This window comes from Providencia sp. PROV073, assembly GCF_033688125.1.
GTDB classification, from domain to species: domain Bacteria; phylum Pseudomonadota; class Gammaproteobacteria; order Enterobacterales; family Enterobacteriaceae; genus Providencia; species Providencia hangzhouensis.
In genome coordinates this window covers 3,984,970-3,997,423 of sequence record NZ_CP096353.1, presented here as the reverse complement: position 1 = coordinate 3,997,423, position 12,454 = coordinate 3,984,970, and the positions used below count along the sequence as shown (strand labels likewise).

General features: G+C 46.0%; 8 protein-coding genes. 1 reads left to right on the top strand and 7 read right to left on the bottom strand.

Annotated elements, in window-relative coordinates; genetic code table 11:
• Positions 1–47: 47 nt before the first annotated feature.
• The 7 genes from M1F17_RS18260 to M1F17_RS18230 all read right to left on the bottom strand — a co-directional run bounded on the left by M1F17_RS18260 (position 48) and on the right by M1F17_RS18230 (position 12,105).
• A complete protein-coding gene (locus M1F17_RS18260) occupies positions 48–2,234 on the bottom strand; it encodes a hypothetical protein (protein WP_131680564.1) in 2,187 nt (728 codons plus the stop codon).
• 51 nt (positions 2,235–2,285) lie between these two features.
• A complete protein-coding gene (locus tag M1F17_RS18255; RefSeq protein WP_207392880.1) occupies positions 2,286–5,303 on the bottom strand; it encodes a type III restriction-modification system endonuclease in 3,018 nt (1,005 codons plus the stop codon).
• 1 nt (position 5,304) lies between these two features.
• Positions 5,305–7,173: a site-specific DNA-methyltransferase gene (locus M1F17_RS18250; protein ID WP_131680565.1), complete on the bottom strand. Its 1,869-nt coding sequence runs from the start codon at positions 7,171–7,173 to the stop codon at positions 5,305–5,307.
• Between the two features lie 60 nt (positions 7,174–7,233).
• Complete coding sequence (locus tag M1F17_RS18245; RefSeq protein WP_131680566.1) at positions 7,234–8,037, bottom strand: DUF4391 domain-containing protein; 804 nt, start codon at positions 8,035–8,037, stop codon at positions 7,234–7,236.
• On the bottom strand, positions 8,030–11,299 hold the full coding sequence (locus tag M1F17_RS18240) for a helicase-related protein (RefSeq protein ID WP_131680567.1): 3,270 nt from the start codon (positions 11,297–11,299) through the stop codon (positions 8,030–8,032). Before M1F17_RS18240 ends, M1F17_RS18245 begins: the two co-directional genes overlap by 8 nt.
• Before the next feature lie 14 nt (positions 11,300–11,313).
• Positions 11,314–11,493 carry a methylation-associated defense system helix-turn-helix domain-containing protein MAD1 gene (gene mads1, locus M1F17_RS18235; protein WP_039532421.1) on the bottom strand — a complete coding sequence of 60 codons (180 nt, stop codon included), beginning with the start codon at positions 11,491–11,493 and terminating at the stop codon, positions 11,314–11,316.
• Positions 11,494–11,649: 156 nt separating this feature from the next.
• Positions 11,650–12,105, bottom strand: a complete 456-nt coding sequence (locus M1F17_RS18230; protein WP_207392883.1) for a hypothetical protein — start codon at positions 12,103–12,105, stop codon at positions 11,650–11,652.
• A gap of 122 nt (positions 12,106–12,227) precedes the next feature.
• Here M1F17_RS18230 and M1F17_RS18225 point away from each other — a divergent pair, with 122 nt between their 5' ends.
• Entirely contained in the window at positions 12,228–12,437 is a 210-nt protein-coding gene (locus M1F17_RS18225) for a helix-turn-helix domain-containing protein (RefSeq protein WP_113594272.1), read from the top strand.
• Positions 12,438–12,454: the final 17 nt, after the last annotated feature.

Sequence of the window (12,454 nt, the reverse complement as noted above, 5' to 3'; positions counted from 1 at the left end):
ATCCTGCGCGTCATCTCTATTGTTGACTTCAGAATGAGACGTTGCCATTAGTTTCCAAGCTGTTTCACCTCATTGTACAAGGTATAAAGACGATGAGCAGACATATCAAGGATTGGCTCATACATAAATGAGTTCAAATGTATGTTTTCTGGTGTCATCAAATTTACTTGATCCAGTAAGCGTATGATGTCTGTGTGACCTGGAAGCATTTCAACATACTTATCAAACAGCTCTCGTGTCTGATTAGATTCGATACTATCTACAAATGCTTGGTCATTAATCTGGGCAATCATGAATTGCTCTGCTTTCAGCCGGATAGCCATTGCAACAATAACTTTGGATTCAAGCTCAGGTGACTCATGCGCAGCGCTTGATAATACGTCTGCCTTCTGAAATATCTTGTCAATCACACGTGATGTAGTATCTGGCAGGATCAAGGCAGGCTTATCTACAAGTACAGCTCGATATATATCTTGTAATTCCTGCACCGTGATGTTTTGACTATTTGCCTTTAGATGAAGCAGTGATGTCAGTGTTAAGTAATGAGCATCGTACCCACAGTATTCAGCGAGATTTCTAACAAATGGAATACTGGCTAGCATGTAATGCTCATTTTGATGCATATCTCGCTTCCAAGCGACGAATACATCATTCTGGTACTTTTCAGGATTAAGTTTTATTTCCGTCGATGTCTTAGTAGCCAGCATTCGCCTATTGCGCGCAACGCGATTTCTGCTTCCAATTATTCGACCACCTACAATTCTATGAAAATCGAAGTTATGCGTAAGAATCAAAAGGTAGAAATGTGTAACCTGAGCAATATCACGAAGGTACTCAACGATTGCATACTTATTTTTGTAATCAAAGGAGTCGGCAATATCGTCTATGACGATCAATATCGGTGCGCCTGCGTTCTTTTTAGCTTCAATTTCAAAAAGAACATTCAGGATGTAAAGTGCACGTTTCTCGCCTTGGCTTAGAGTATCAAGCAAGGTTTCATGTTTAACCTGCTGCTGACCACCGCGACCATCATCAAAGTCAAACTCGATAGATGGGGCAGCGTTATTAAGAATGACATCATCCTGATTGTCCACCCTAAGCTTGAATGGAACGGAAAATCGCTTGTTGAATATATCGACAACGCCCTTCCAAATCGTTTCCTGCTGCTTCGCTTGATCAATAATGTATTTAACTTTTTCCTGATTTGACTTGTAGGTTGAGACAAGGTCATCCCAAACTGATTGGTGTGATTGAAGATAGCCTGTAATCAGCTTTTTCTTGAAGCCCTTTACGTCCTTATATTCCGGCAATAGCTCTTGGTGTTCTGAAATAAAATCTCGAAAGGCATGAGTCTCTTTTGTGGTTAGCTTTTTATCGACCTTGCTAAATTTTTCTTTCAGTTCGGGATTCTGAAAAACCTTATTCTGCTCTTCCTGCAGAATTTCATTTAAACGGTCTTTGGAAGTTACTTCTTGCTTTTGGCCATTAATTGAAAGATTGACGCTATGAGATGCATCAAAGAAGCCTGTATCGGAGAGGCTTTTAGAAACAGTTCCCGCTTTCTGGTGATTGAAACTCCTCGACAAAACCGCTGATTCGCTAATGAGTTTTTCATAGGTTTCCACATAACCAGTCAACTCCTGCTCGAAACTCTCTGTAGCAGCGAGATCCAGAACCTTTGGATTAAAAAGATCTCCATACTTAAACTCGGCAAAACTAGAATAATCTTGCGCAGTCTGAAGCTTCAATTCAACCAACAGGTCAAGAAACTCCTTTTCCGGCCGATCAAATGCTTCACAGATCAACTCCGGAATCGCTTTGTTCTGCTTTCCTGATGACTTTGCTAACTCCTTTATTAGCAGGGCTCTTTTATCATCGACTTCTTTTAAGGCCTCGTCATAGTCACGCTTTAGGGCCTCATTAACCAATAGCGTGGAAACCTGCTTGGAGCTATAACTTTCGTCGTATGAATTAATTACCATTATCTGGCCAGCATCAACTGGCTGGCCATCTAAAGTAACAACTCGTTTCGTTGCTCGCTCAGGAAAGATAACGTCCTTTGACTGCCTGTCGTCTTCAATGTCCTTTAGTGTCTTGGCCAGAGAGGTTTTCAATGTTCCATTGGGCGCATACAAAGAGCACACGCCGTCAACGCCATCAATTCTGGTAAAGTCTAACTCCTGCACCAGTTTATTGATGCCATAACAGTTCTCCAGATCCAGTCCAAGTTTCATTTTGACTTCCTTTTAAAATCGTTCATTTCAAAAACTGTGAATTAACAATGCTCACGCATACCTGCTTGAAAACTCATCCATCGAATTAGATACCGTAAACTTCACGTCATCACCCAGTGCTTCAAAGTGTGCATAACCACATTTGATTTTGGCATTTTCCTCCGGACGTCGTTCCACCGAGAAAAGCGTGCTCTTGGTTTCGACGACAAAATAGAGTTTTTCTTTCCCATCCTGATCAATCAACACTGCCCAGTCGGGGTTGTATCCACCCAATGGCGTATCGATTTTGAACCATCCGGGGAGCTTGGCGTAGATCTTAATATCGTCGTTTAACTCGAACGCCGAGGCAAATTCCAGCTCGATATCGGAGTCGTAAACCACATGGTCAAAAACGGACTTTTCGGCCTTAACCATGTTGTCTTTCAGATAACCAAACAATTCGTTCTTTTGGAATAATTCCTGAGCATAGAATTGGTCATCACCAATTTTGTGATACTTGATGCCATCGACGATAAACAGGCGCATCTGGCTTTTGATGATGCTGGCGGCCTGCTCGATAAATTTCTGCGGATTGTTCTTGAATGATTCCAGGCGACCGCTTTTGTTGATAATGGTAACAATGGTGCGGCGTGTCAGGTTGGTTTCGTTCTGTAAATAAGTAATCAAATCGGGCAAATCGAACGCGCGCGATTCGTACAGGCTGCTTGTTTCCTGAACCTGTTGTGTATGCACCCCACCACGGTCTATTTCAGTCTTAGCCTTACGATAGGTGAAGCGAGCCTTGCCGACCTGAAGGTTAATTTTGATCTCTTCAGCGCACTTTTCAATCAATGCGTTGGTATCAAAGTCCACGCGGAACGTGGTTTTGTATTTAATACGATCCCACAGCGCCTGAAACTCGGGGCTCAGATACACCGCTTTGTTCAGGGAAACCTTGGCTTTGTCGTCACGGTTTTTGATGTTCAGATTACCGGATACTTTTTTCAGTACCGACACAATCTGTGCTGCATGGGGCTGGAATACCTCCGGCAACGCCAGAGTACCGCTCTTTAACGATACCTTGAGGCTATCCTGAACTTTGCCCTTGTTGTCAATGTGGCCTTCGCTCTGCAAGTGATCCCACAGTTGTTTGGATGCTTCGGTACCCAAGTATTCGTGATTGTGATCATCAACCAGCACCACGATATTGGCAAACAGGTGCTTTTCAACCACACCAAATTTGATGCCTTCTTCGTTTTCGATTTCCTTCTGCAATTGCTCTGCAAATTGCTCGTAGGATTCATTGGCCATTACGGTGAGTGTATTCACCGCAAAACCGTGTACCCGCTCACCATTCTGATTTACACAGATACGCAAGCCCCGACCAATTTCCTGACGTTTTTTAATGACAGATGTGGTTTCGTTCAGGGTGCAGATCTGGAACACGTTCGGGTTATCCCAACCTTCCTTCAACGCTGAATGAGAGAAGATAAACTTCAGCTTCGAATCAAAGCTCAGCAGTTTCTCTTTATCTTTCATGATCAGGTTATAGGCGCTTTCATCAGCAGCGGTTTTACCCGATGAGTCTTTCACCATCTCGTTGCCTGAGCTGTCTTTCTTCTTGTCGACCGAGAAATAGCCGTTATGCACACCATCCGCAGCCGTATCCAGATCGGCACCTTCAAATAGCTGGCTGTACTTGGGTTTGCGAATGGCGCGATCGTATTCTTCTTCAAACATCAGAGCGAACTTACCCTTTTGCGGGTTACCGTCTTCGTCGTACCAGCGGTAGTTGGCGACCTTGTCGATAAAAAACAGGCTCAGAACCTTAATGCCCTGTGGGCGTAGGCGCATTTCTTTATCGAGATGTTCTTCAATGGTCTTGCGGATCTGCAGGCGTTTAAACTCATCCGGGTCTACTTCGCCCAAGGTCTGACCCAGTTTCAGAATATCGGACTTACTGGTAAAGCTGATGTATTCATTGCCCTGTTCGCAGTAGACGTCATCAATGATGTAGCCGTCGTACACGTCGCGGCCACCGCTGTACTTGGCATCCAGCAAATCCGTTCCGCTGGTTACCGTAACTTCCTTACGCTTAATACTGCCATTCTTCAAACGAGCATCAATTTCGATTTTGGCACTGTTCGGGCTTTTCTTGTTGTTCACACTAATCAGCTTGATATAGGCCTTGTTATGGCCATCCTTTACCTCAATGCCAGCCACTTCAATTTGCTTAACGAGTTTTTGCTCGTAGGCATCGACTGAATCCAGCTTGTAGAGCATATGATGCTTTTCGACGTGTGTTGCAGAATAACGCAGTGTACACATGGGGTTAAGCGAGGCGATTGCCTCTTTACTTTTATCGGTCGTGTCAACGCTCTGCGGCTCATCCACAATTACAATCGGGTTGGTTTGCTGGATAAACTCAATTGGCTTGGCACCGGTCATGCGGTCGTGTGCCCGGTGAATGATGTTGGCTTTGCTCTCTTGTTCCGGGTCGGTAAAGCTTTTCCGGAAGGCATCGATATTGATCACCATGATTTGAATATCGGGGCTAGTGGCAAAGTTGCGAACATCGGACAGCTTACTGGAGTCGTAAGTGAAATAATCAAAAGCCACGTTTTCGTACAATTCTTTAAAATGATTCGCCGTAATTTCCAGTGACTTCTGCACCCCTTCTTTAATGGCGATTGACGGCACCACGATAATAAACTTGGTAAAACCATAGAGCCGGTTCATTTCGAAAACCGTACGCAGGTAAACGTAGGTTTTACCTGTGCCGGTTTCCATTTCCACCGTCAGGTTGATGCCGCCTTTTGAATCAAAATCTTCTGACGGCGCGAGGCCATTTTTCAACTGTATTTTGCGGATATTGGCATGGATATCTTCATCCAGCAGGCGCAGGCGGTTACCGATACCCAGGCTATCTTCCTGAGTACCATAAAACAGCGTTCCTTCCTCCCAGGATTGCAAAGGTGCCACAGTGAAGTTAGTTTGGCAAATTTCCTGACCGGCGAAGACGCCCGTAACGGACTCAATCGCCTGGCGCTGATAATCCAGATTGGCATCGAACTGAATCTTCATGCTCATTTTAGAGGCTCCTTACGTCTTCAATACCAGCCTGTTTGAGAATCTGTACTGCATTGGTTTTTACCACGTCGTCGGCAAAACCGGCGTCTTTGAATACCACTCGCATGATTTCTGGCTTCAGTTCGTCTTTGAGCTTAGCGATGCCTTCTACGACATCAAGGGTAATGTCGTCTGACAGGCAAATCATCAGCGCCCCCATGCCGATATCAAATACCTTATGGCCCGCCACGCTATGCTCTGTAATCGGCAAGGTCAGGTCTAGGCCGTACTTCAGCAGCACCTCAAAAAGCACATCGTCTTCTTTACGATCAAGCTTGATATTGGAGATCTGCTCTTCCAGATCCTGCTCAGTCAGATCAAAGTCCAGCTCCCAAGGCTTGATATTGGTAGAGTCGAGTTTGAAAACTTTAAAACCGAGGTCGCCTTGGTAATCTGGGTTTTCTTCTTTGATTTTGGCGGAAGCTCGTCGAACACGCTGCTTACTGAGGTCCGCAATGGTTTTATAACCTTCTTTAAACGCGAGCGAATCTTTTTCAATAACCTCGGGCAACTGAACCATAATAAACTTTCGACCGCAACTTTCCTCTACGTTAAGTTGGTATACTGCATGGGCAGTTGTTGAAGAACCTGCAAAAAAATCCAGGATCAAATCATCGGACTTGGTAGATATTCGCAGACATCTTTCAATAAGCCCAACTGGCTTCGGAGTTTCGAATACTTTACTTTTTAACAACCCCTTAACGGTCAAACTACCCTTTTTGTTACCCTCTATTCCCTGCCAAAGGTTAGAAGGCTGTTTAAGCCTTCCTTCTAAATAGAATTTCTGATACGGCTTCCAACCATCATCTCCCTTCTTCCATTCAATTCGATTCTCAGAAATAAGCTTGATATACGAATCTTCACCACATCGCCAACGACTTTCATACCCAGTTGGACCTACTGGATATATATCGTTTCCATCGGGGTCCTTTATTGCGTAATACATCGTGGGCCTATCTTCTCTGCGGTCTTCACCACCTGTTTTTCGAAGTGATCGAGTAAGATACTTGCCCCATTGATCTTCTTGATCGTAGATCTTTTCATCTTCTTTAGAGAAAGGAAGACCTAGGAGTGCAGCTGAAGATGTTTTTGCATAGACCAAAACGTAATCAATTTCATTCACAAGTATGTCGTAGCCTTGCCCACTTGGCGTACCTGTTGGCCTAGAAACTATTCCACGGCAGTTTTCTTCTCCAAAGATTTCGTCGCATATTTTTTTTAAATTGGCAATCTCGTTATCGTCGATAGATATGAATATAACCCCATCATCTTTCAAAAGGTTCCTAGCCAACTTCAAGCGCGGATACATCATATTTAACCAGTCCGTGTGATAGCGTCCGCTGGTCTCTGGATTATTTGATAGATTTCTTCCTTCACCATCTACCTGACCGGTGATCTCTTTATAGTTTTTGATATTGTCTTTGAAGTTATCTTTATAAACAAAGTCTTTACCCGTGTTATATGGAGGGTCGATATAGATCATCTTGACCTTTTTGTGATAGCTCTTTTGCAGGAGCTTGAGCACTTCGAGGTTGTCACCTTCGATAAACAGGTTCTGAGTGTTATCCCAATCAACGGATTCTTCTTTGCAGGGGCGTAAAGTGCCGGTGCTTGGGGTTTGTGCCAGCATGCGGGCTTTGCTTTTGCCATTCCAGGTGAAGCTGTAGCGTTCTTCACGGCCATCGATATAGTCACCTAGCACTTCTTTCAGCGCATCGAAGTCGACTTTGCCTTCGCTAAAAGCTTCTGGGAACAGTTCTTTGAGTTTACTGATGTTGTCGGCGACTATGTCCATGCTCTGTGAATCCACTTCTGGAATAACGTTTTTCACTGTGTATCCTCTCAATTCTTTTGTTTTCGGCTTATTTCAGCTTCTACTATTTCAATTCGGTTATAGGGTTTCAGCGATCTGCTTGAGCCGCTGTTCCTGCTGTTTAATCTGGGTATTCAACACAACCTGCCGGCTGAACTCTGCTTGTTTGATCTGGGCACGCAGTTTTTTAATATCGTTCTCGATACTGCGATAACGGTTAATTTGGTCTGCCTGGTGTTGGGCAGATTCAGCGCTTGCCAGATGAAATCGACCACTGATTTCAGCACACTGAAGCGCTTGTATGCGGCACATAAAGGCTTGGTAAAACTGCCAAAAATTACTGTGTGGCAAGCCAGTAAAGTTCAGGCTGTTAACAAACGCTTGTTCGCTTTCAGACTTGCTGCCGAGTTCTAACCAAGGCGATAGCTGAAAATCTTCGATGACCCACTTTGTTTGATCTGCCTTGTTTATGCGCTTGTCAGCCAGGCAGATAGCCAGTTGCTCGCCTGTTGCTTCTGTTCCTTTGCTTTCAGTATTCACAAAGAAGATCACCAATGGGTAAGGTACAGCCCGGTTGATCAGCTGACCAGTTCGTTCAGCACTTTTGGTATTGTTTAATTCCACATACAGAAACGCCAACTCACCATAATCACGAAGGTCGTCACAAAAAGGCGCGATATTGATGGTGCTGGGCTTTAGGGTGTAGAGCCAGCGGATTTTATCAACATCATCTTTCAGAGCCTTTTTGTCTTTGGCATCCAGGTCGGCATGCTGCTGAAACATCTTTTTAAACAGGGGTTTATTGAGCACACAGCTACTGGGCACGTTCAGGCCTTCCAGAAAGGCTTCGAATTGTGGCAAGCCTAATCCCAGATCAGACATAGCCTTCTCCTTCGCTAGCAGCTTTCAGTATCAGGTACGACACCACCATAAAGTCTTCAATGCCCTGACTGGAGGTGGCAGTCAGTACGGTACCGCCTTTGGTAAACAGGCTTTCGATGCCTTTTTCTTCGCTCTTCCCAGCAACGCTATCGACGGCAACGGCCAGCAGATGCTGGAAGTGGCTCATATCACCCCCGTGGCGTGTCATGCGGTTAACTTCAGTAATAGCGAGTTGATCGGGCGCTTTGTGCTTAAAGGCTTCACGCTTGAGCAGATCGAGTATCTTTTTACTTTGGGTAAAATTCAGCTCAACCACCGTGCTGCCTTCGGCATCTGCGGTCACGTAGATCAGGAAGTACGGTGCCAGTGGGTAGTTATCATCGACCTGAACGGCTTCTTTACCACTGCGGATATTCTTCAGGCAGAAGATAACGCCCGGTTTAATGTCATCGGCGGCCAGATCTTGGTCAATACTGACGGCGGCATACAGCCCTAGCGGTGCTTGCTCCAGCGTTGTGAGGCGGGCTTTGTCGTTCATATAGCCTGACAGATCCATGCGGAAATCATTGAGGGTCAGGTCGGTAATGGATACACCACCGCTCATGTCTTCCAGATCGACGACCGCGTCTTTGAGTTGCTGCAGTTGTCTGCGCCGGTATTCAAGGTCATTCATGTCTTTGGCGCTTTCATCAATGACGTTTTCTTCACCGGTTGCAGAGATATCCAGCAAGACCATGCGTCCGGAGACACGCGCTTCCAGGTTGATGTATTCGTCCAGCTCCATGTTGGGCCAAAAGTTGATGAGCTGGATTTGCGTGTTTTTACTGCCAAGACGGTCGATACGGCCAAAACGCTGAATGATGCGTACTGGGTTCCAGTGAATGTCGTAGTTGATGAGCGTATCGCAATCCTGCAGGTTCTGACCCTCACTGATGCAGTCGGTGGCGATCAGCAAATCCAGTTCGGTAGTGGCAGTTGGGTCGACTTTGCTGCGCTCTTTGGATACCGGCGAGAAGCCGGTCAGAATGTTATTGAGGTCAGAACCTAAGCCCGTCAAGGTGGTTTTATTGGTACCGCCGCCCGTCACCAATGCACTGTGAATGCCTAATTCGGAATGCGCCCATTGCGCCAGATGGGCATACAGGTATTGCGCCGTGTCGGCGAACGCAGTAAACACGATCACTTTTTTGTTATCTGGGTTGAGTGGATTCCGCACTTTTTGTGCAATGGCCTGTTTAAGCTGCTCCAGCTTTGCATCACGACCGGCATTCACACTTTGTGCTGTTTTGACAATGTGGTTTAAAAATTCACGGTCAGCCTCCAGTTCCTGTCGGAAGCGAATCAGATCCATATCCTGCAGCAACACTTTGGTTTTGTTGCCCACGATGTAACTTTCCAGTTCAGTGGACTCCAGTTCAAAGTCGTGAATATCCTCGATATTCAGCTCGGTCAGTTCTTCTGATTCGTGGGCATCAATTTTGGCCAGCAGTCGGTCGACCTGCTGAGCGAGCTTGGTGGCCGTCAGCGTGAACGAGTGAATGGAGCTTTCCATACGCTTGAGCAAATTAACGCGCATGAGGTGAATCAGGCTTTCTTCACGGTCTACTTGTTTGAATACACCTTTACCACCTCCCACAGCTTTATCGTAACGACGGGCATATTCGGCTTTTTTGGCTTCGCGCACGAATTTCAGCGGAGAATAACCCGCAAGGGACAGTCGCCTGATGGTTTTGTTAACGTCTTTTAAGGGCGGAAACTCACCGGAGGCATCGATGTCGGCGTAGATATTTTTCGGTGGCAAGCGAGTCGGGAAGCGGCCGATATCTTCGGTGCCGTAGTACTTTTCTATGTGTTTTCGGGAACGAGCAATGGTAACGATATCGAGCAGTTTGAAGTAATCAAAACTCATAATGTCGAGCAAAGCCGCCGTGGTACGCTTTTCGACCGGTTCGCTCACCCATTGGTTGAACTGCTTCTGGGCAAGTCGCAGGGTGGATTCAATATTTTTGATACCCTGTTCGGCGAACGCATCATCCCGACCTTCAGTAATGAAGGCGACCTGATTTTTCAGATCGTTCATGCGATTGTTGACCGGCGTTGCCGACAACATCAGCACCTTGGTTTTGACGCCTGAGCGGATAATATCGTTCATCAGGCGCTCATAGCGGCTTTTACCTTCCGCCTTGCTCGGTGTGTTACGGAAGTTGTGGGATTCGTCGATGACCACCAGGTCGTAATTGGCCCAGTTCAGTGTCTCCAGATTGATTTCGCCCGAGTAGCCTTTCGGTCGGGTCAGATCGGTATGGTTCAGTACGTCGTAATTAAAACGGTCAACTGCGAGCAGGTTGCGCTTGTCGTTGACCGTGTACATGGTCCAGTTGTCACGAAGCTTTTTCGGGCATAGAACAAGGACCCGATCGTTACGCAGTTCGTAGTATTTGATCACAGCCAGGGCTTCAAAGGTTTTACCCAAACCCACGCTGTCGGCAATGATGCAGCCGTTGTGCTTTTCGAGCTTGTCTATTGCACCCAGCACACCGTCTTTCTGGAATTTGTAGAGTTTGTTCCAGACCAGGGTATCTTTAAAGCCAGTTTTACTGCGGATGATGCTGTCTTCGTCGATGTCTTCGAGGAAGTCTTTGAACAAATGAAACAGCGTAAGGAAATAGATAAAGCTGGCCGGTTGATCGGCGGCGATGCTATCCAATTTGGCGATGAGGTCATTCTTAATATCACGAAGACTCTGTGCATCTGCCCAGACATTATCAAACCACGCCAGAAGCTGCCGGGTGCTCTCAGCGTCAGACAAGCCCATGTTCATATGCAGCGAATCGCAGCGTACGTCGCCGAGCCCGGTTGGGCTGAGCGTGGCACTGCCGCTAATGACAAAACTTTGCTCAAGCGAGCCTGTTTGTTTGGGTACACCCAGGTGAATAATGTTCTGCCCAGGCTGAGGCCGCACACTGGCTTTCACTTCAGCCTTGTTTGCCAGCCATTGCGAGAACTCGCTGGCAATGCGTTTTTGTTGCAGCTGATTCAGCAGGCGAACCTCTGATTCAGAACCAACCAAGTTCTGCAGATTGAGCGAATCCCATTCGCTGAAAATGATCCTTGCTGACTCCAGCTGCTTCAGCTCGTGCTTCAGCGAGGCAAAACCGTACAAGGTAAATAGACTCGACAGAACAGAGAGCTTGGAGCCAGAAAAGGTATGTTTTTTCAGTTCGATACCAACGTGGCCGCTGTTTTTGTTATCCAGTAACACCCCGAAATTCCCTATTATTGTCTGTCATTCTTTTGTTCTTCTATCCACTTTTCGATGTCTTCACGCTTGAAACGCCAGGATGTGCCCACTTTGAAGGCAGGTATTTTCGCTGACGTAGCCATACGGTAAACAGTTCGCTCGTTGAGCTTGAGATACGATGCGACATCCTTAACTGTCATTATTTGCTCACTCATTTGCGTTATCCGCACTCTGTTGAGGTTAATGATTTAGTGTCGAAATAGTACAAGGTTGTCATCAGATGATCAATATTGTTACCCGTTATCAAACAAAAGAAGCCGTCTAGGTCAGGGGGGAATAAATAGGAATTGCTACCTAGAGATAGAATTCGTCTACACCCACCGCACTAGCTCCCGTACAGGGACATCGTAAAAATCTTGAGTAATACGATTCTGGATACTGTCATCGTCCAGGTACTTTGCCAGCTTGTTAATGACGCTTACCGGGTGCCGTTTCAGTTCAACTGCTATCTGCCGGACAGTGCAAGCAGAATCAATCATGTCGTACAGAACCTCTTCGTCCGTCTTGCTCCATATTTTTCCGAAACTCTCCGGGAATTGAAGTTCACCAGTCATGTATCGGTGATAGAAGTCTGACAGCTCTCCCATAAACACTTCCGAGATGCCTCCATCCTGGGTCACGTGCTGGTATCGCCCAGATCGGGGCCAAAAGTACCATTGCCGCCCTTCGAGTTGCAGTAGGAACTTGTATTTGCTAAGTTTTTTATAACTAACTCCGGGGTGATTTCGGATCGCTTCCCAATATTTTTGCTTCTTATCGTTCCACATATGCTCGCCAATAGCCCAGTCGATAGATTTAAGACTACCTAAGAATAACAAAAATGAGCGATATATCCCGTGGTGATATATCCAACATTTGGTGATAGTTCTGTCTTTTGGGCAGAACAAATATGAAAGATCCAAGACTGGTCGCTTTTGGTGAGAAGGTTCGCAAGATACGGAAAGAAAAAGGCCTCTCGCAGGAGGCTTTGGCTGACTTAGCCGGTATTGATAGAAGCTATATGGGGCATATAGAGCGCGGTGACCAAAACATCACTCTGACAAAGATCCATCAAATCGCTGACGCCTTGGAGATTCCGGTCGTAAATCTCATTTCTTAGCGGATTTAGGCCCACGC

What these genes read in the sequence shown, in the direction of transcription:
- M1F17_RS18245 (WP_131680566.1), bottom strand. Translation starts at nt 8,037, where the DNA reads ATGTCTGATCTGGGATTAGGCTTGCCACAATTCGAAGCCTTTCTGGAA.
- M1F17_RS18260 (WP_131680564.1), bottom strand. Translation starts at nt 2,234, where the DNA reads ATGAAACTTGGACTGGATCTGGAGAACTGTTATGGCATCAATAAACTG.
- M1F17_RS18255 (WP_207392880.1), bottom strand. Translation starts at nt 5,303, where the DNA reads ATGAGCATGAAGATTCAGTTCGATGCCAATCTGGATTATCAGCGCCAG.
- M1F17_RS18230 (WP_207392883.1), bottom strand. Translation starts at nt 12,105, where the DNA reads ATGTGGAACGATAAGAAGCAAAAATATTGGGAAGCGATCCGAAATCAC.
- mads1 (WP_039532421.1), bottom strand. Translation starts at nt 11,493, where the DNA reads ATGAGTGAGCAAATAATGACAGTTAAGGATGTCGCATCGTATCTCAAG.
- M1F17_RS18225 (WP_113594272.1), top strand. Translation starts at nt 12,228, where the DNA reads ATGAAAGATCCAAGACTGGTCGCTTTTGGTGAGAAGGTTCGCAAGATA.